This is a genomic window from Enterococcus silesiacus (genome assembly GCF_001886225.1).
Lineage (GTDB): Bacteria > Bacillota > Bacilli > Lactobacillales > Enterococcaceae > Enterococcus_L > Enterococcus_L silesiacus.
The window spans coordinates 48,116-69,091 of sequence record NZ_JXLC01000024.1 but is presented as its reverse complement, the minus strand read 5'-3'; the positions used below and the strand labels follow the sequence as shown (position 1 = coordinate 69,091).

General features: G+C 38.8%; 20 protein-coding genes. 4 read left to right on the top strand and 16 right to left on the bottom strand.

Annotated features, from left to right (window positions below; translation table 11 throughout):
• Positions 1–24: 24 nt before the first annotated feature.
• The 6 genes from RV15_RS14550 to rpsL form a co-directional block, all read right to left on the bottom strand.
• A complete protein-coding gene (locus RV15_RS14550; protein ID WP_071878741.1) occupies positions 25–579 on the bottom strand; it encodes a DUF2812 domain-containing protein in 555 nt (184 codons plus the stop codon).
• Entirely contained in the window at positions 569–895 is a 327-nt protein-coding gene (locus RV15_RS14545) for a PadR family transcriptional regulator (protein WP_071878740.1), read from the bottom strand. The genes RV15_RS14550 and RV15_RS14545 overlap by 11 nt, the downstream gene beginning before the upstream one ends.
• 235 nt (positions 896–1,130) lie before the next feature.
• Complete coding sequence (gene tuf / locus RV15_RS14540; protein ID WP_069641181.1) at positions 1,131–2,318, bottom strand: elongation factor Tu; 1,188 nt, start codon at positions 2,316–2,318, stop codon at positions 1,131–1,133.
• 139 nt (positions 2,319–2,457) lie between these two features.
• Positions 2,458–4,545, bottom strand: a complete 2,088-nt coding sequence (fusA, locus tag RV15_RS14535; protein WP_071878739.1) for an elongation factor G — start codon at positions 4,543–4,545, stop codon at positions 2,458–2,460.
• Between the two features lie 82 nt (positions 4,546–4,627).
• Entirely contained in the window at positions 4,628–5,098 is a 471-nt protein-coding gene (rpsG, locus tag RV15_RS14530; protein ID WP_010761695.1) for a 30S ribosomal protein S7, read from the bottom strand.
• 56 nt (positions 5,099–5,154) lie between these two features.
• Positions 5,155–5,574 (bottom strand): 30S ribosomal protein S12, encoded by a 420-nt coding sequence (rpsL, locus tag RV15_RS14525; protein ID WP_010761696.1) that lies wholly within the window; start codon positions 5,572–5,574, stop codon positions 5,155–5,157.
• 465 nt (positions 5,575–6,039) lie between these two features.
• Here rpsL and RV15_RS14515 point away from each other — a divergent pair, with 465 nt between their 5' ends.
• From RV15_RS14515 to gpmA, 4 genes are all read left to right on the top strand, one after another.
• Positions 6,040–8,454: an Ig-like domain-containing protein gene (locus tag RV15_RS14515; RefSeq protein WP_071878738.1), complete on the top strand. Its 2,415-nt coding sequence runs from the start codon at positions 6,040–6,042 to the stop codon at positions 8,452–8,454.
• Between the two features lie 109 nt (positions 8,455–8,563).
• Positions 8,564–9,241, top strand: coding sequence for a ribose-5-phosphate isomerase RpiA (gene rpiA, locus RV15_RS14510; RefSeq protein ID WP_071878737.1), 678 nt, complete (start codon positions 8,564–8,566; stop codon positions 9,239–9,241).
• A gap of 120 nt (positions 9,242–9,361) precedes the next feature.
• Positions 9,362–9,949: a recombinase family protein gene (locus RV15_RS14505; protein ID WP_071878736.1), complete on the top strand. Its 588-nt coding sequence runs from the start codon at positions 9,362–9,364 to the stop codon at positions 9,947–9,949.
• A 221-nt stretch (positions 9,950–10,170) separates the two neighbouring features.
• Entirely contained in the window at positions 10,171–10,857 is a 687-nt protein-coding gene (gpmA, locus tag RV15_RS14500; protein WP_071878735.1) for a 2,3-diphosphoglycerate-dependent phosphoglycerate mutase, read from the top strand.
• Between the two features lie 48 nt (positions 10,858–10,905).
• Here the strand turns inward: gpmA and RV15_RS14495 are convergent, their stop codons facing one another.
• The 10 genes from RV15_RS14495 to RV15_RS14450 form a co-directional block, all read right to left on the bottom strand.
• Entirely contained in the window at positions 10,906–11,241 is a 336-nt protein-coding gene (locus tag RV15_RS14495; RefSeq protein WP_071878734.1) for a hypothetical protein, read from the bottom strand.
• Positions 11,242–11,274: 33 nt separating this feature from the next.
• Positions 11,275–12,465 (bottom strand): iron-containing alcohol dehydrogenase, encoded by a 1,191-nt coding sequence (locus RV15_RS14490; protein WP_071878733.1) that lies wholly within the window; start codon positions 12,463–12,465, stop codon positions 11,275–11,277.
• 170 nt (positions 12,466–12,635) lie between these two features.
• Positions 12,636–13,343, bottom strand: coding sequence for a purine-nucleoside phosphorylase (gene deoD, locus RV15_RS14485; protein WP_010766242.1), 708 nt, complete (start codon positions 13,341–13,343; stop codon positions 12,636–12,638).
• A gap of 26 nt (positions 13,344–13,369) precedes the next feature.
• Positions 13,370–14,188, bottom strand: coding sequence for a purine-nucleoside phosphorylase (locus RV15_RS14480; RefSeq protein WP_071878732.1), 819 nt, complete (start codon positions 14,186–14,188; stop codon positions 13,370–13,372).
• 10 nt (positions 14,189–14,198) lie between these two features.
• Entirely contained in the window at positions 14,199–15,365 is a 1,167-nt protein-coding gene (deoB, locus tag RV15_RS14475) for a phosphopentomutase (protein ID WP_071878731.1), read from the bottom strand.
• 94 nt (positions 15,366–15,459) lie between these two features.
• Positions 15,460–16,422 carry an ABC transporter permease gene (locus RV15_RS14470; RefSeq protein WP_071878730.1) on the bottom strand — a complete coding sequence of 321 codons (963 nt, stop codon included), beginning with the start codon at positions 16,420–16,422 and terminating at the stop codon, positions 15,460–15,462.
• Positions 16,422–17,555: an ABC transporter permease gene (locus tag RV15_RS14465; RefSeq protein WP_071878729.1), complete on the bottom strand. Its 1,134-nt coding sequence runs from the start codon at positions 17,553–17,555 to the stop codon at positions 16,422–16,424. The genes RV15_RS14470 and RV15_RS14465 overlap by 1 nt, the downstream gene beginning before the upstream one ends.
• Positions 17,548–19,113: an ABC transporter ATP-binding protein gene (locus tag RV15_RS14460; RefSeq protein ID WP_071878728.1), complete on the bottom strand. Its 1,566-nt coding sequence runs from the start codon at positions 19,111–19,113 to the stop codon at positions 17,548–17,550. Before RV15_RS14460 ends, RV15_RS14465 begins: the two co-directional genes overlap by 8 nt.
• Before the next feature lie 185 nt (positions 19,114–19,298).
• The gene (locus RV15_RS14455) at positions 19,299–20,396 is read right to left on the bottom strand and encodes a BMP family lipoprotein (protein WP_071878727.1); all 1,098 of its coding nucleotides are present in this window, start codon (positions 20,394–20,396) and stop codon (positions 19,299–19,301) included.
• A 182-nt stretch (positions 20,397–20,578) separates the two neighbouring features.
• Positions 20,579–20,974, bottom strand: a complete 396-nt coding sequence (locus tag RV15_RS14450; protein ID WP_071878726.1) for a cytidine deaminase — start codon at positions 20,972–20,974, stop codon at positions 20,579–20,581.
• Between the last annotated feature and the right edge of the window lie 2 nt (positions 20,975–20,976).

Below are 20,976 nucleotides of genomic sequence, written 5' to 3'. Positions count from 1 at the left end.
TCATGGGTGTTTGTCTCGGCCTCTTTATTTCGGTTCTTCTTTTTTGATAATCTGGTTAAGTCTCAAAAAATTCCTTACTTGAATCCCCGTCAATACCGTCATAATCACGCCATATATCGCTAACAAAACTAGAAAAATTATACTTCGTTCTTCATTTCTATATAGCAACATCGGAATCAAATACCACACTGGAAATAACGCAACAAGAGAAATAGTCCCTTGGAACCTCACAACCTTCTTCGCCATTTCCGCGCGAGATGGTGCATCATTAAAAATCACATTCTCTTCTGCTACTTCAGATTTTAACTTTCTAAAATAATACCAATTGCCAAATTTATAGAAATATTCCCAGCCACAATCTTCAAAAAGCTGTAAATACGCCTCAACATCCTTATCTTCTTGTTTAAAATCTAATTGATACACATACTCTTCTGGATCACATTTTTCAAAGATGTAGGTACTAAATGGCAATTTAAGATCTACCATTTTCCACCCTTTTTTATGTTGTTCTTGTAAAAATTGTTCTTCCTCTAAATAATCTGCCAATTCAAAACGTCTTCTTATTTTTTTAGTCTCCATCTACTTTCTCTCCAATACTATTTTTGTACAATCGATTAATTCTATTGATTTCTTGAACCAGTATTTCTTCTCCCAATTCAGTAATCAGATAACTTTTCCGTCTATTTTCTTCTTTTGTGGCCTGGATCAAACCATCTTTCTCCATTTTGCTAAGGCTACCATACATGGTACCTGCACTGATAATGATTTCTTGATCTGTCAGTTCTTTCACATACTGAATAATGTTGTAGCCATGACGTTCTTTTCTAAGAGCAAATAATATATAAAAGCCAGTTTCTGTCATTGGTATATAGATTCGTTTTAGCTTGTCTTCCATTTAGTTGCTGCTCCTTTCCAAGTTTATATCGAAGTTCGATATATCGTACCACTATATTATATCGAACCTCGATATAAGTCAAGCTTGTTTTGAAACTTTTGTAAAAGTTTTTCAAGCAATCTTTAGATTATCTAAAAAAATTCGAAACAAAAAAAGCCGAAGGGAAATCCCTTCGACTTACGTCCGAGTACGCCGATGTTTTACGTCGGTTTTGTTACTTTATATTAATCTGTAATTATTTAGTAATTTCAGAAACAACGCCTGAACCAACAGTACGTCCGCCTTCACGAATTGAGAAACGAGTTCCTTCTTCGATAGCGATTGGGTGGATTAATTCAACGTCCATTGCTACGTTATCACCAGGCATTACCATTTCGATACCTTCTGGCAATTCAACTACACCAGTTACGTCAGTTGTACGGAAGTAGAACTGAGGACGGTAGTTAGTGAAGAATGGAGTGTGACGTCCGCCTTCTTCTTTTGATAAAACATAAACTTCAGCTTTAAATTTTGTATGAGGAGTGATAGTAGCAGGTTTTGCTAATACTTGTCCACGTTCGATGTCTTCACGGGCTACACCACGTAATAAAGCACCGATGTTATCGCCAGCTTCAGCGTAGTCTAATAATTTACGGAACATTTCAACACCAGTTACAGTTGTTTTCTTAGTATCTTCAGCGATACCAACGATTTCGATTTCATCACCAACGCGAACTTCTCCACGTTCAACACGGCCAGTAGCTACTGTACCACGTCCAGTGATTGAGAATACGTCCTCAACTGGCATCATGAATGGTTTGTCAGTGTCACGAGTTGGAGTTGGGATATACTCGTCAACTGCAGCCATTAATTCTAAGATTTTTTCTTCGTATGAAGCGTCGCCTTCTAATGCTTTCAAAGCAGAACCAGCGATAACAGGAGTGTCGTCACCTGGGAAGTCATATTCAGATAATAAATCACGAACTTCCATTTCTACTAATTCTAATAATTCTTCGTCATCTACCATATCCATTTTGTTTAAGAAAACAACGATGTATGGTACACCAACGTTACGTGATAACAAGATGTGCTCACGAGTTTGAGGCATAGGACCATCAGCAGCAGATACTACTAAGATAGCTCCATCCATTTGTGCAGCACCAGTGATCATGTTTTTAACGTAATCCGCGTGTCCTGGGCAATCCACGTGGGCATAGTGACGAGCATCAGTTTCATACTCGATGTGAGAAGTGTTGATAGTGATACCACGTTCTTTTTCTTCTGGAGCGTTATCGATATCAGCATAGTTTTGAGCTTCACCGTCACCGTGTTTAGATAACACAGTTGCGATTGCAGCAGTTAATGTAGTTTTACCATGGTCAACGTGTCCAATAGTACCAATGTTTACATGGGGTTTAGAACGGTCAAATTTTTCTTTAGCCATTTTAAATGTTCCTCCTAAAATATATAAATTTTATTTTATTTGATAGATAGTTTACAGCTACCTGATCATCTTTAATTAGTTTAACCGAAATCATTAGAAAATCCTAGTCATAAATAAACACACGCTTATTTCTTAACTATTAAGCGTTGTTTCCGCCATTTTTCTTGATAATTTCTTCTTGTACAGATTTTGGTACATCTTCATAGTGATCAAAGACCATCATAAACGTACCGCGACCTTGTGTTGCTGAACGTAACGTTGTAGCGTAGCCGAACATTTCAGCTAGAGGCACCATCGCGTTAACGATTTGTGAGTTACCGTGTGCTTCCATTCCTTCAACACGTCCACGACGACTTGTAACGTGTCCCATGATATCACCTAGGTAATCTTCTGGTACAGTGATCGTTACTTTCATCATTGGTTCTAAGATAACTGGATTAGCTTTCTTAGCAGCCGCACGTAGTGCCATAGAAGCAGCTACACGGAAGGCTGTTTCATTTGAATCGACATCATGGTATGAACCATCGTAAAGTTTTGCTTTGATATCAACTAATGGATATCCAGCAAGAACACCGTTGTTCATAGATTCTGCCAAGCCTTTTTCAACCGCTGGGATGTATTCACGAGGAACCACACCACCGACGATAGCATTTTCAAATTCAAAACCTTTTCCTTCTTCGTTTGGCGTAAATTCAACCCAGACATGTCCGTATTGACCTTTACCACCAGACTGACGTACAAACTTACCTTCTGCCTGAGTTAAAGGCGCACGGAAAGTTTCACGATATGATACTTGAGGAGCACCAACGTTGGCTTCAACCTTGAACTCACGTCTCATACGGTCTACTAATACGTCTAAGTGCAATTCGCCCATACCAGAGATAACTGTTTCACCAGTTTCAACGTTTGTTTCAACGCGGAATGACGGATCTTCTTCTGCAAGTTTTTGCAGAGCCACACCCATTTTATCTTGGTCAGCTTTTGATTTAGGTTCAACAGCAACTTGGATAACTGGTTCTGGGAACTCAATTGATTCAAGAATTACTGGTGAATCTATCGCACATAAAGTATCACCTGTTGTTGTATCTTTCAATCCAACAGCGGCAGCGATATCTCCTGAGAACACTTTGTCAATTTCTTTACGAGTGTTCGCGTGCATTTGTAAAATACGACCGATACGTTCTTTTTTGTCTTTAGAAGCGTTCAATACATATGAACCACTTTCAAGGACACCAGAATAGACACGGAAGAATGTTAGACGACCTACGAATGGGTCAGTCATAACTTTAAATGCTAATGAAGCAAAAGGAGCTTCGTCATCGGCAGGACGAGTAGTTTCTTCGTCTGTCTTAACGTCGATACCTTTGATTGCTTCAATATCAAGTGGTGATGGTAAGTAATCAAGTACTGCATCAAGCATTATTTGAACACCTTTATTTTTAAAGGCAGAACCACACATTACTGGGAAGAATTCAACGTTGATCGTTGCTTGGCGGATACCCGCTTTTAATTCTTCGATAGTAATTTCTTCACCATCAAGATATTTCATCATTAGGTCTTCATCAGTTTCAGCTACTGCTTCAACTAATTTTTCACGCCATTCAACTGCTTGATCCATATATTCTTCTGGAATTTCAGTTTCTTGAATGTCTGTACCTAAGTCATTTGTATAAATTTCAGCTTTCATCGTAATTAAGTCGATGATCCCTGTAAAGTTATCTTCTGAACCAATTGGTAATTGGATTGGATGAGCATTAGCTTGTAAACGATCATGTAATGAGTTTACAGAGTATAAGAAATCCGCACCGATTTTATCCATTTTATTACAGAAAACAATACGTGGAACTTTATAATCAGTTGCTTGACGCCAAACTGTTTCAGTTTGAGGTTCCACACCTGATTGTGAATCAAGAACGGTTACAGCACCATCTAATACACGTAGTGAACGTTGAACTTCAATAGTGAAATCCACATGTCCTGGTGTATCGATAATGTTTACACGGTAACCTTTCCACTGTGCAGTTGTTGCAGCAGATGTGATGGTAATACCACGTTCTTGTTCTTGTTCCATCCAGTCCATTTGTGAAGCACCTTCGTGCGTTTCACCAATTTTATGGATTTTACCAGTGTAGTATAAAATACGCTCTGTTGTTGTTGTTTTACCCGCATCAACGTGAGCCATAATACCGATATTACGAGTGTTTTCTAACGAAAATTCTCTTGCCATTCTAGGGTGTTCTCCTCTCTTTATTTAAATCGATTGTAAAGTGACTGTCTGTCGTAAAGTTAAATTACATACAGAGAGGATTTTACCAACGATAATGTGCAAACGCACGGTTAGCGTCAGCCATTTTGTGTGTGTCTTCACGTTTTTTAACTGAAGCGCCTGTGTTGTTGGCAGCATCCATGATTTCTTTCGCTAGACGTTGTTCCATTGTATGTTCACCGCGTAGGCGAGCATAGTTAACAACCCAACGCAAGCCTAAAGTTGTACGACGTTCTGGACGAACTTCAACTGGTACTTGATAGTTAGAACCCCCAACACGGCGAGCTTTTACTTCTAAGACAGGCATAACGTTTTTCATTGCTTGTTCGAAAACTTCCAATGGATCGTTACCTGTAGATTCTTTGATGATATCAAATGAATTATAGATAATATTAGCAGCAATCCCGCGTTTTCCATCAACCATTACACGGTTAATCAAGCGAGTTACTAATTTTGAGTTATAAATTGGATCTGGTAAAACATCGCGTTTTGTAACAGGACCTTTACGTGGCATCCGTAACTCCTCCTTCCGAAAATTCTTTATTGTATAAGACCTTAGTGATTGTCAAATTATTTAGCAGCTTTAGGCATTTTAGTACCATATTTAGAGCGGCTTTGTTTACGATCTGTAACACCGGCTGTATCAAGCGCACCACGTACGATATGATAACGTACCCCTGGTAAATCTTTTACACGTCCACCGCGTAATAGTACCACGCTATGTTCTTGTAAGTTATGACCGATCCCTGGGATATAAGCTGTTACTTCGATTAAGTTAGACAAACGAACACGGGCATATTTACGTAAAGCCGAGTTAGGTTTTTTAGGTGTCATTGTTCCCACACGAGTACAAACCCCACGCTTTTGTGGTGAGTTTACGTTCGTTTGAGATTTCTTAAAACTATTATATCCTTTGTTCAACGCTGGTGAATTAGATTTCTCCACCTTTGATTTACGAGGTTTACGTACTAATTGATTAATTGTAGGCATTCCTTGTTTCCTCCTTCCTCATTTCGCATCTAGTTCCACACATCCAGGTGGTTCTTTTTTAGCGATAAAAAATAATGCAATCTCTGCACTCATTATCAAATATGCTTCGATAGACAGTCAGCACGTCTCCAACGAGAGACCTGTAGATAAAGCACCTTTGATAGCATATCACGTCATATTTTGTTTGTCAATATCATTATTCCTTATTTCTACTTTTTAAACTAAAAAAATCATTAAGGTTAAGCTGATAGCCTTCTCCTACAAAAAATCCCATTAGGCTATCTAGAAACCTAATTAAATTCTAGATTTTTACAATAATAATCTATATTAATCCATAGTAACAAATAATAAACTAAAGTATAAATATAGCGAACACAGGAGGTGGAATTATTGCTATGACTAATACGATTCAGTAACCAACGTAAACCATGTTGATCAAGTATTATCAAAAAAGGAGGAATTAACTTGAAAAAGAAAAACAGCACTTTAGTCCATTCACACAAACGCTATCTTCTTGCTATTTTATTTATCTGTTTGGTTTTCTCGCCTCAGAAAACTTTTGCTGAAGGAAATGAACTACCGCAAAAATATGATCCTCGGGAAACAGGACATGTCACTCCAGTCAAAGCGCAAACAAGAGGAATTTGTTGGTCCTATGCGGTCACCTCAGCATTGGAGAGTCACCTAGCTAAAAATGGGGAACAGCATGATTTTTCAGCTAATTATTTTAACTACTTAATTGCTAGAAACGCAACAGGCACTGTAGGAGAAAATCCTTATTCAACTGTTATTAGTAATGGCGGCGGGTTGGATGCTGGCTTTGCTTCTGGCCCTGCACTTGATGCTACACTAGATTGGTCTGGCCCAGTAAATGAAACAGATTTTCCAAATACCATCACAGGAGGTCAACCAGTCTCAAAATGGCAAAATTTGAATGCTGAAAAACACGTTCAAGGTTTAGTCACACTGCCCAAAGTCTCATTAGATATCTCTCAGGAAGAAAATAATCAGCGCGTTAAAACCATTAAAGACTACGTTTACCGTTACGGAAACGCTATTCAAGACAACCTGATGTTTAGAGGATATGAAACCCGTTACAGTTCACAATATATTCCTAAGGATCGCGTTGGCTCAGTTAATCATGTTACGACTATTGTTGGCTGGGACGATTCCTTCAGTAAAGAAAGATTTGTGTACACACCCTCGCAAGATGGCGCGTTCATCGTCAAAAACAGTTGGGGATCTAATTGGGGAGATCAAGGCTATTTTTATATTTCCTATGATGATTTTCAATTAAAGAAATCAGAAATTGATATCATTACTTCCGTAGAAAATAAAAATAACTATTACAAAAAATATAACGTTGCTTATTTTACAGCTGGTCAACTAGTTCCTGTATTTCCTAACAAGGAACGAACACTTGCCACTTCTTATTCGCGTACTCTAGATACACCAGAACAATTATCGGCAGTTTCATTAAAAACTTTAACAAATGATATGAATTATGAAATTTATGTTATGCCTAACGGGAAACCTTTAAAAAATCTAGAAGGTTTCACCAAGATTCAAGAAGGAACTAAAAAAGAAGTTGGAACTGAAACCATTCGTTTAAAAAAACCCGTTGCTTTAACTGGTGAAGACTTTTCTATCGCTGTGGTTTATCGCTCTTCAGATAAAAAAAATGGCCAAAACCTTCCTGTAAGTCCAAAGGAAAAAATAGGGTTAAACAAAGGGAGTAGTTATTCACTGGAAAATAATGGTAAATGGAGTGAAGAAACTTTCCGTTCATTCTTTATCAGCGGTTTTACTGAAAGAACATCTGAAATACAACCGACTTCCGTTACTGTTCAAAAAAATAAACTATCACTTTTAGTTGGTGATAAAGAACAATTATCAGCTACTTTGACTCCTAAAAATACAACCGATCCTTCAATCGGTTTTAGAAGCCTTAATCCAGAATTTGCAACTGTTGATTCTAGCGGTGTAGTCAATGCAGCTCGTGCTGGAAAAGCTAAAATAGAGGCTTTTTCCACAAGAAACCCTGGTATTAAAACAGAAATCGACGTTACTATAAATGATTTACCAATGATTCAAGAAATTCAACTTAGCCAGACCACTCTTGTACTTGAGGAAAGAAAAAAAGCAACATTAACTGCAGAAACTTTCCCTAAAAATGCAGCACCACAAAAAATTATTTGGTCAACAAGCAATCCGTTGATTGCTACTGTCACCCAAACTGGAGAAATCACTTGGAAACAAGCAGGGCAGGCGCTTATTACAGCATCTACTGAGAATGGCTCAGTTAAAGCAAGTTGTACCCTCACTACGAATTCTGCGCCTTATTCAAATGGGCATACATCCATTGGGTGGGCAACTGATTTACGGGACAATAGTCGAAATCCTTTGTATATCACTAACCCTGCCAAAGAAACTATTTATTTCCAATATGGTGCCGGGTTCATGAACGATACAAAAGATAACTGGGTTGAATTTCATTTAACAACACCACAAGGAAAGACATTCAGCGCTATGGACTATCCTGAAATTTCATGGTTCAATACTACTAACATGATTGATTCGATCACAGGTGCAACAATCGAATATACTAAAGATGGGGAAAATTTTTCTTCAGAAAAACCAGCTATACAAGAGTTAGAAGGCTTCAGAGTCTTTTACTCACCCGAAGTCACATCCAATTTACGGCTTTTTGTTAATTTAAAATTAAAAGTACAGGACTTAAAAGAGGAAGACAAAGGAAAAAGTATATTGCCAATACAGTTAAAATCTGGCTACGACTTGTATAGACCAACAACTAAAGTAATCGCTGACGGAACAAACCCTTCAATTATCAAGACCTTTAATGTTCATTTCACTAAATAAATTCTAAATTAAAAAAGATAGTTGATGAAACCCGTTTAATCAGCTATCTTTTTTAATTACTTCCATGTATTATATTTGTGTGAGACTTGAAAAAGGGAGGATACTTGTAATGAATCTTAAACAAATGGCAGGAATCGAAGCAGCAAAGTATGTAAAAGACGGTATGATCGTAGGTCTTGGCACAGGATCTACGGCAAAATTTATGGTAGACGAGATTGGTCGCCGTGTAAAAGAAGAAGGCTTATCGATCATTGGTGTCACAACGTCCAAAGAAACTGAGCGTCAAGCACAAGAATTAGGTATTCCTTTAAAAGGAATTGACGAAGTCCCTTACGTCGACTTAACGATCGATGGAGCAGATGAAATCAGTGAAGATTTCCAAGGCATCAAAGGCGGCGGTGCTGCTTTATTGTTTGAAAAAATCGTAGCGACTTATTCGAAGAAATGTATTTGGATCGTTGATGAATCTAAGCTTGTCAAAAAACTTGGTAAGTTTCCGTTACCTGTCGAAGTGGTTCCGTATGGCAGCCAACAGTTAGTTCGTTTATTTGAAGAAAAAGGTTATGATCCTATTTTACGTACAACATCTACCGGGGAAACATTGGTCACAGATGGGGGGCATTACATCATCGACCTTCATTTAAAAGAAATTGCTGATCCAATTGCTTTAGGTGCTTATTTAGATCAATTAGTGGGTGTCGTTGAACACGGCTTATTCCTTCAAATCGTCACAACGGTTATTGTCGGTGGAACGTCCGGTCCTAAAACAATTCATGTTCCAAAATAACCAATTATTTGAATAAGATTTGAAAACAAAGAAGAACATTAGAAAAAGATAAAAAAACAACTACCATTCCGTTCGTTTATATGCTACATTTTTAGTATCCTATACTAGAAAGGACGAACGATGAAAATAATTGGTTATGCACGTACAACAATTACTGATAATGATTTAGACGCTCAAATCAAAGTACTATCTGACTATGGCTGTGATCAGATTTATCATGAATCTTTCGACATTACAAATGACGAACAACTGATTTCTGAGCTTGAACCAGTTCTCAACGGTTTAGAAAAAGGCGACACCTTAGTTATTTGCCGCTTAAATCGTTTGGGACGTTCTACTCGTCAATTAACTGAGCTGACACAAAAATTCAAGGGTACCGGTATTCATCTAGTTAGTCTTGATGAAGAGATCGACACTCGTCACCCGATGGGGGAAATTTATTTTAAGTTAATGAATGGACTGGCTACGATGGAATGCGATCTAATCAAAGAACGTACTTTAGTCGGACTAGACAACGCTCGAAAAAAAGGTAAAATCGGTGGACGTCCTAAAATAGATGCACGAACAGTCAAAAAAATTCGCCACCTATACCACGAAAAGAAAGAAACGATCCAGTCCGTTTCTTCTAAGTGTAATGTTTCTGTAGGAACCTGCTACAAGTACATCAATTTGCCTGAAGCAGATGTCGCTGGAATTTCTCAAAAATAACAAGAATAAATCAGTGATGACTTTCTAGGAGATTGCAACATTTTTGTTGCAGTCTCTTTATTTGTATTATTTCCCTCAATATTGTCTTCCTTTAGTAAAACTTATTGAATCACTAGTTTTACTAGTTTCCACTAATTTACAATGGAAATCTATTTTAAAACGGTGTACAATAGAAAAGGAAATGAAAGTTTCAGAAACTACAACTCAAAGGAGAGCTATACATGCCAAAATTAGTATTTTCTCGTCATGGACTTAGTGAATGGAATGCATTGAACCAATTTACCGGTTGGGCTGACGTAGATTTAGCACCACAAGGTGTTGAAGAAGCAATCGAAGGCGGTCGCAAAATCAAAGAAGCTGGAATTGAATTTGATGTAGCTTATACTTCTGTATTAACTCGTGCTATCAAAACATGTAACTTACTTTTAGAAAACTCAGATCAATTATGGGTTCCTCAAATCAAATCTTGGCGCTTAAATGAACGTCATTATGGTAAATTACAAGGCTTAAACAAAAAAGAAACTGCTGAAAAATATGGAGATGACCAAGTACATATTTGGCGTCGTTCTTATGATACTTTACCTCCATTGACGGAAGCGACTGACGAAGGCTCTGCAGCAAATGATCGTCGTTACGCAATGTTAGACCAACGCGATATTCCAGGTGGAGAAAACTTAAAAGTTACACTAGAACGTGCGTTACCTTTCTGGCAAGACGAAATCGCGCCTGCTTTATTAGACAATAAAACTGTCTTAGTAGCAGCTCACGGTAATTCTTTACGCGCCTTAGCTAAACATATCGAAGGTATTTCAGATGAAGACATCATGGATCTTGAAATCCCAACTGGTCAACCACTTGTTTATGAATTAAACGATGACCTAACTGTAGCTAAAAAATACTACTTATAAAAAAAGACTAAGACCGCTGAAACTGCATAGTTTCGGCGATCTTTTTATTTATTTCTCTAGCTTTTCTTTTAAACGTCGAAGCCAACTTGCGATAGCTTCCCTTTGTGTCACAAATTCAAAATCAGACATATTATATTGAACAAAGTATTGTCCATCCACAAAACGAACCATGATTGAAGATCGTACTTCTTCCTCTAACGCATCTTTTTGCAGCTCTTCACGGTAAAATATCCAACTTGTCGCCAAAACATCCGTCGATTTCTGTAAATCTTTTTGGATAATTCGACCAATTGTTTCGATTAAATCGGGTTGTTCTATATCATTAAAATAAGCATACCAAAGCGTTCGATTTTCAGAATACGTTTCATCAAACAATTGTTTCATAGGCTTGTCCTCTTTTCACGTTGTGATTGTTAGTTATACAAAGCTAGATTCAGTTAAACATTCACGATAAATCGCTTCAACATCCGATTCCGCTAAAGGAACAAAAGCATCTGTTTTGATGGTACTGTGTGCTACTGCCTGTTTCGCCATTTCTCCAAATTTTTCCTCATCGATTCCAACAGCTGGTAAAGTCATCGGAATGTCACAAGCTTTGAAGAAATCATATGTCGCTTGAATCCCTTTTTTCGCTGCAAGCATTGGCTCTTCTTCATCGATTCCCCACACATTTTGAGCAAACTGGGCAAATTTGCTGACCGTTTGTTCTGAAAGCACATAATTCATCCAACGTGGAGTTAAGATGGCTAACCCAATTCCATGAGTAATATCATAAAAGGCACTTAATTCATGTTCCATCGCATGACATGACCAAACGCCATGTTTACCGTTTCTTGTCAATCCATTCAACGCTAAACTACTTGACCACATCAAATTAGCACGAGCATCATAATCATCGGGGGTAACAAGTGCAATTGGACAATTTTTAATGACCGCACGCATCAGACCTTCTGAGACAAAGTCTTGTACATCAGTTCCTTCGGTTATATTAAAATAGCTTTCAACTAAGTGGCTTAAGATATCGGCAGAACCTGCAGCTGTTTGATAAGCTGGTACCGTAAATGTCGTGGTCGGATCTAAAAATGACACTTTTGGCATCATTGCGGGTCCACCAACGCCTAATTTTTGGTTTGTTGCTAAATTTGTGATCACAGCTCCACCATTCATTTCACTGCCCGTTGCTGCTAAAGTTAAAATCGTAACAATCGGCAAGGCCTCACCTTGGAAACCTTTGCGTCCTTTTATAACTTCCCACGGGTCTTCGTCACTGTAAAAGCCTGCCGCGATCACTTTAGAACAATCAATCGTTGAGCCACCGCCAACCGCCAAAATCAAGTCCACGTCATTTTCACGACACAACGCTACACCACGACGAACCGTTTCAATACGGGGATTAGGTTCTACACCGCTCAATTCGACAACTGTATTTTGATTTTTTTCTAGCAGATCAATTACTTGATCATACAAGCCATTTTTCTTAATACTACCTCCGCCATAAACTAGCAGGACATTTTTACCATATGCATTTAACACATCTGTCAATTCAGTTGCTAAACGATCTTTCCCAAAGCGAATATCTGTCGGTACGTAAAATCTAAAATTATCCAATTTTTTCTTCCTCCATTCAATTTAGGTTCCATAGTCTATGATAGAACAAGTTCTCTAAAACGTCTCTTGTTTTGCTCTTGCCAAGTATTGTGCATCATCAGCTCTGCAAGCAATCGCTGTGATTTATAATAAAAGAGATTGAAGGTTTTCCACTTCAATCTCTTTGGCTTTTAACTATTTATTGCAGTTTCCAATCCTACTTCGATCATATCATTGAATGTTGTTTGACGTTCTTCAGCAGTTGTTTCTTCACCTGTTACTAAACTATCACTAACGGTCATGATCGCCAACGCTTGCACATCAAATTTAGCGGCTAAATAATATAATGCCGCAGCTTCCATCTCGATCGCTAAGACGCCTAATTTACCAAGTTCAAAAACACCATCCATGCTGTCTTTATAAAAGACATCATCAGATAAGACGTTTCCAACATGGGTAACAAAGCCTTTTTCTTTTGCAGTTGTATATGATTTCAATAGCAAATCAAAATCAGCGATTTGCGGGAAATCATATTTAGGAAAATCATTGCGGATCATTGATGATGGTGTGGCTGCTGCTTGCGCGATTACTAAATCTCTTACATGGACTTTCTCAGAAATCGATCCACAAGTCCCCACACGAATCAATTTTTTCACATCATAAGAGTTGATCAATTCATGGGCATAAATCGTTGCAGAAGGCATCCCCATTCCTGTTCCTTGAACAGAAACACGTTCGCCTTTATACGTACCTGTATACCCTAACATTCCTCTTACTTGGTTATAGCACACTGGATTTTCTAAAAATGTTTCCGCAATGTATTTCGCCCGTAAGGGATCTCCTGGTAATAAAATTTTATCTGCGATTTCACCTGGTTTTGCTTCTATATGAACGCTCATATTTTTTCTCCTTTATAATGAAACTTTTATAGTTCAGCTAATATTGCTTTGACTAACTCTTTAAATTGTCCTTTCACGCGCTCTGTTGTTTCCACAACTTCAGCATGATTCAAACTGCTTTGCATACCCGCAGCTAGATTGGTAATACATGAGATTCCTAAAACGTTTAGACCGCTATGAGCTGCAACGATGACTTCTGAAACAGTCGACATTCCCACAGCATCCGCTCCCATTACACGAGACATACGGATTTCAGCTGGTGTTTCGTAGGTTGGTCCAGAAAAGCCCATGTAAACACCTTCTTGCAATGGTACATTTTGTGCTTTAGCTACTTTTCTTGCTACGTCAGCATATTTTGGTGTATAAGTATGACTCATATCTGGGAAACGTGGCCCCATTTCATCATCATTTTCACCAATCAACGGATTATCGAAAGTGAAGTTGATATGATCTGTGATCAGCATCAAATTTCCTGGGGTAAAGTTTTCATTCACTCCGCCAGCAGCGTTAGTTACAATAATAGAATGTGCTCCAATTGCTGCCATCATACGGACTGGATACGTCACAGTTTGCATTGAATGCCCTTCATAATAGTGGAAGCGTCCTTGCATTGCCAACACTTTTTTCCCTGATAAAGTACCGTAAACAAGTTTACCGGCATGCCCCACTACAGCAGACACAGCGAAATGAGGAATTTCAGAGAATGGAATAGCAATGGCTCCCTCTATCTCATCGGCTAGTTCACCTAAGCCTGAACCTAAAATCAAGCCGAACTCTACTTCTCCAATACCTTTTTCTTTTAAAAAGCTCGTTGTCTCTTTTAACATCTCACTAAGTTTTGTCATCGTTTCTCTCCTAGACTAGTTTATTTAAGAAGCTTTCGCCATTTTCTGTTTTTGGAACCGCAAAGTTTTCAGCCACAGTTGCTGAGATATCTGCATAATGACCTTGCGGCAAGCTACCTTGGCCGCTCATTTTTTTACTGTAAACTAATAATGGAACATATTCTCTTGTATGGTCAGTTCCTGGGAAAGTCGGGTCATTTCCGTGGTCCGCTGTAATCATTAGCAGATCATCCTCTTCCATGGCATCGATGATCTCCGGAAGTCTTAAGTCAAAGGCTTCGATTGCATGTGCATAACCAACAACATCACGACGGTGACCATATAACGCATCAAAATCAACCAGGTTAGTGAAACTCAAACCTTCAAAGTCTCGTTTCATCACGTTAAGTAATTGATCTACACCATCCATATTGCTCTTCGTACGAACAGAATCTGTGATTCCTTGACCATTGAAAATATCGTTGATTTTCCCAACTGCAATGACTTCTTTACCATTTTCTTTTAACGAATCAAGAACCGTATGACCAAATGGATCTAATGCATAATCGTGACGATTACTTGTTCGAGTAAAATTACCTGGTTCACCAACATATGGTCGAGCAATGATTCGACCAATCATATACGGTTCATCTTTGGTAATATCACGGACATACTGACAAATCCGGTATAGTTCTTCTAAAGGAATGATTTCTTCATGAGCTGCGATCTGTAATACTGGATCAGCAGATGTGTAAACGATCAAGTCCCCTGTTTCCATCTGATGTTGGCCATAATCATCAATAACTGCGGTGCCACTGTATGGTTTATTACAAACGATCTTACGTCCTGAAAATTCTTCGATTTGTTTTAATAATTCTTCTGGAAATCCATCAGGAAAAACCCGGAAAGGTTTTTGAATATTTAAGCCCATGATTTCCCAGTGTCCAGTCATCGTGTCTTTCCCTACAGAAACTTCTTCTAATTTCGTTGCATAACCTTTGTGATCAGCTACGGCTTCAACATTATGAAGGGGGGCAATTGTTCCTAGACCAAGATTTTCTAAATTAGGAATCGTCAAACCCGCTTCTTTTGCGATATGACCTAATGTATCACTACCTACATCGCCAAATTTTTCAGCATCAGGCGCTTCCCCGATCCCGACTGAATCCATTACAACTAAATGCACACGTTTAAACATAACCATCCTTCTTTCTTATTTTTACTTACTATTTGATAAAAAGGGCATGACTTTAGATAACTTCCCATAGCCCGCCCTTTTATACTTAAAATATTTATTTTGATTTGATATAATTTTTCCCGATCGCTTTTGGTCCAGAAGCTTTTCCTAAGAAAACGACTAAAACGATAATGGTCAATACATATGGTGCTGCTTGTAAATAAACAGCTGGTATTGATGAAATGACTGGTAGACTCGAACCAGCAATACTGATATTTTGAGCAAACCCGAAGAATAAAGCCGCTCCCATCGCACCTAGTGGATTCCATTTACCAAAAATCATCGCTGCCATCGAAATAAATCCTTGTCCGGCAATCGTTGTCACCGCAAAACGACCAGCGATTGTTTGAGCAAATACAGCGCCGCCAATCCCACCTAAAAATCCTGAGATCAAAACACCAGCATAACGCATTACATAAACATTGATGCCCAGTGTATCTGCCGCTTGAGGATTTTCACCTACTGCACGAAGACGTAAGCCAAAACGAGTTTTGAACAGCACGAACCACGATAGGATTGCAACTAAAATCGCCACAAATGCTGGCAAAGTGGTTTGCTTGAAGAACAGGTCTCCTAAAATTGGAATATCCTTCAAAATCGGAAATGAAAAGTAACCAAATGATTCTGTGATCGTATCTGTTTGGCCTTTTCCATAAATAACTTTGATCAAGAAAATCCCTAAAGCTGGCGCCATTAAATTGACCACGGTACCACTAATGATATGATCCGCTCTTAAATTGATTGTCGCAACGGCATGAAGTAGCGAGAACAACATTCCGACCACACCACCGACTAAACAAGCAAGCCAAGGAGTCGCTGCACCAAAGGTTTCAGCAAAGGTTAAATTAAATACGACTGAACTAAAGGCACCCATAACCATGATTCCTTCAAGTCCCACGTTAACAATACCACTACGCTCAGAAAATGTCCCGCCCAAAGCCGTGAAGACCAAAGGAGTGGAATAAACCAAAGTTTGTGTAATAATCGGCGCTAATACAGCGATTAATGCAATATTCATTAGATTTTTCCTCCTTCTTGACTGGTCGGATCTGATTTACCAACTAATTCTTCAACTACGGCTACTTCTTTTTTGCTACCTGAAGCTTTTGCCAACAAGAAACGAATCAAGTAGCTGATTGCCACAAAGAAAATGATTGCCGCAATAACGACATCTACTAATTCGATGGGAACACCTGCACGAAGTGGCATTCCTTGTCCACCCAACTTCAGTACACTGAAGAGAATCGCCGATAAGAATATTCCGACCGAACTTCCTGCTCCTAATAAGGAAATCGCCATTCCGTCAAATCCAATACTCAAAGAAGAGCCTTGAACAAAGAAGTTTCCAAACGTCCCTAACCCAAGAACAACCCCACCCAGACCAGCGAGTGTTCCTGAAATAACCATCGACATCACAATCGTCCGCTTACTGCTCATTCCAGCATACTCTGAAGCAAAAGGATTCAACCCAACTGAACGAATCTCATACCCTAACGTCGTTTTCTTCATAAGGAACCAAATCAACACTAAGAAAATAACTGCCATAAAAATACCAATATTCAAACGCGAACCGCTACTCAATTCTTTCAAGAAGCCTGTACGTAAACTGGCATTTTCGCCAATTACTTTTGTAACACCTTTATTGGTCATTAAATCTTTTGACATTACATTATTCACAATATGCGTACTTGTATAAAGAAAAACATAGTTGAGCATGATCGTCACGATTACTTCACTTGTACCAAAGAAGGCACGTAGCAGTCCTGGAATCGCAGCTGCCATCGCTCCGGCTAATGCCCCTGCAAGTACTGCTACAGGTAGAACAACCATCCGAGGCGCATCGGGCATAGAAAGTGCTACCCAAATACTTGTCACCCAACCGCATAATGCTTGGCCTGAAAGACCGATATTAAAGAATCCAGCTGAATTCGCTACCGCAAATCCTAGAGCGGTAAAAATCAACGGTCCTGCTGTTACAAAAATTTCACCGATGCTTTTGGGACTTTGAAAAGCAGTCTTAAGCATCGCTTGATAGCCAGCGATTGGATCTTGACCTGAAATCAGCATAATAATTGCACCAAGAATAAAACCCATCAACACTGATAAAATAGGAACTAAAATATTCCGTAGTCTTTCTGATCGATTATTCAACTGCCTCACCTGCCTCTTGACTTAATTCTCTTCTAGCTTCTTCCAATGAGTAACCCGCCATCAGTAAGCCTAATTCATTTTCGCTTGTTTCTTTCGGATCAACGATTCCAACAATTTTCCCAGCATGAATCACTGCGATGCGGTCAGAAACATTTAAAATTTCATCTAATTCAAAACTAACAACTAAGACTGCTTTATCTTTATCTCGTTGTTCGATCAGGCGTTTATGAATGTATTCGATAGCGCCAACATCCAGTCCACGAGTTGGTTGAGAGACAATCAACAAATCAGGATCACGATCGATTTCTCGCGCAATGATTGCTTTTTGCTGATTTCCGCCTGATAATGCTTTAGCTGGAACTAGTTCATTTACTGTTCGTACATCGTATTCTTCTATTAATCTACGTGCATATGAATTGATTTGGTTGTAATTCAACACACCTGTGTTACTTAATGGCTTTTTATAGTAAGTTTGTAATGCAATATTTTCAGCCAAGGTCATATCCAGAATCAAGCCATATTTATGACGGTCTTCTGGCACATGGCCTACACCTGCTTCTGTGATTGTCCGAGGTTTTTTATTCGTAATTGCTTCTCCTCTAAGTTCAACGGATCCACTTTCCGCTTTACGTAATCCAGTTAGCGCTTGAATCAATTCTGTTTGACCATTACCATCGATCCCAGCAATTCCAACTACTTCACCTGCGCGAACATCTAAACTAAGACCTTTCACAGCTTCTAATCCACGGCTTTCTTTAACAACTAAATCTTTGATTGAAAGGACCACTTCCTTAGGGGTAGCTGCTTTCTTTTCTGTTTTAAACGAAACCGAGCGCCCTACCATCATATCTGCCAATTGTTGTGAAGAAACATCTTTAACATTCACAGTATCAATACTTTGACCACGACGAATAACGGTACAACGATCTGCTACTTTTTTGATTTCATCTAATTTATGCGTGATCAAAATGATTGATTTGCCTTCTTGAACAAGTCCACGCATGATTTCGATCAACTCATCGATTTCTTGAGGCGTTAAAACCGCTGTCGGTTCATCAAAAATCAGAACATCTGCACCACGATACAACGTTTTCAAAATTTCCACTCGTTGTTGCGCACCAACAGAGATATCACGAATATATGCACTCGGATCTACTGATAAGCCATATTGCTCAGAAACCCGTTTGATTTCTGCTGTAGCTTTTTTGCGATCTAATACGCCCACATTCGTTGGTTCACTTCCAAGAATAATGTTCTCTGTTACAGTAAAAGCATCTACCAGCATAAAGTGCTGATGGACCATTCCAATTCCTAAACGATTTGCTGCAGTTGGTCCATTGATTGATACTTTTGAACCATTCATAAAGATTTCACCTGATGTCGGTTCTAACAAACCAGATAATATATTCATCAAGGTAGATTTTCCTGCACCATTTTCTCCAAGCAACGCATGGATTTCTCCAGGCCGGACAGTTAAGTTGATATTGTCATTGGCTTTAAACGTCCCAAACTGCTTAGTGATATTGCGCATCTCAATTACAAAGTTTTCCTGAGCCACATTTTTCACATCCTAACGATTTAATCGCAAAACTTATTTCATCTATTAATACGGTACTTCTAAAAAATAAAGTAGCTTTTAGGCTCTTAAAGAAAGAAAATGAGTTGTTTGACCATTCATTTTCTTTCTTTAAAGGCTTAATAAACTCTTAGCGCTGCTACAAACGCAGCGCTAAGCAGAAAGACCTACTCTTTTACATCTTTTGGTACTTCTGGAACAGTGATTTTTTCAGCGATGATTTCTTCTTTCGCTGCCTCAACTGCTTTTTGTGCTTCGTCTGATAAATAGCCTTTTGTCAAATCAACGCCGCCATCTTTCAAACCGTAAACTAAGTGTTCGCCGCCAGGGAATTTATCTTCTAATGCACGATTAGAGATATCTTGTACTGCAGCGCCTACACCTTTAAGTGTTGATGTTAAAGTGAAGTTGTCTTCTTTACCATCTTTCGTTTTGTATTTACCTTCTTTGTCTTGGTCACTATCTACACCGATAACCCAAACTTTGTCTTTTGAACCCGTTTCATTCAAGTCTTTTGCTTCTTGGAAGACACCTTGTCCTGTACCGCCTGAAGCGTGGAAAATAATGTCTGCACCTTTTTGATACATAGAAGCAGCTAATGCTTTCCCTTTAGCAGGGTCTCCAAATGAAGCAGCATATTCGATTTCAACTTTGATGTCTTTATTCAATTTTTTCGCTGTGTCGATGACACCTTGATGGAATCCAGCTTCAAAACGGTCAATAACCGCGCCTTCTTCACCACCGATAAAGCCGACAGTGTTTGTTTTTGTTGTATATGCAGCTGCTACACCAGCTAAGTATGAAGCTTCTTGGTCTTTAAATGTCGCAGATACTACGTTATCTTTTCCTTCAATGACACTATCAATGATACCAAATTGTGTATCTGCATTTGCATCAGCTGCAGTACCGATTGAATCCGCTAATAAATAGCCAATCCCAAAGACTGTTTTAAATCCGTTAGAAACAGCTGTATCAATATTTGTTACGTATTCTGAAGCGTCGTTTGATTGAATATAATCAAATCCATCTGCTCCTTTTTTCAAATCATGTTCTTTACCCCAAGCTTGCAAACCTTCCCAAGCTGATTGGTTGAACGAGCGGTCATCTACCCCGCCGATATCAGTAACGATAACAACGCTATGATCTGCGTTCCCACCTGCTGATTTTCCATCTGTTGAATCTTTTTTACCCCCGCCACATGCCGCTAACGCAAGTGTTAATGCCAGTGCAGTCAAGCCAAAACCAAATAATTTTGCTTTTTTCATCTCTGTAAAGCCCCCTAAAATAGTTTTATATTTTCAACAGCCGGATGACTGAATGAAACAAGATAATAGTGAAACAACTCTCTCTTCGGTCGTCTTGTACTTTTCAACATAAAATCAAAGTTCTGTCGTGTCTCAAGATGATGTATCTATTTGTTGAGAGGTTTGGTTCATGTAGCAAGATCTTATAAATCTTTTTCTGTAAACGCATAAGGCAACAACTCGCCCACAGTCATTTCTTTAATCACGCCATGCTCGCCAACTAAAGTAACCGGCATTTCAGGCGCGCAAAATTCAGCCATCACTTGGCGGCATGCACCGCACGGAGAGATTGGCTCAGGTGTATTTCCTGCAATCACTAAATGTTGAAATGCTCGTTCGCCTTCAGAAACAGCTTTGAAGATTGCTGTCCGTTCTGCACAATTGGTCAATCCATATGAAGCATTTTCGATATTGACTCCTTGATAGGTTTTTCCTTCTTTGGTAATCAGGCACGCCCCCACTGGAAAGTGAGAATACGGTACATACGCTTTTGTTAACGCATCATCTGCGATAGCTAACCATTCTTGTTTTGCTGTCATTT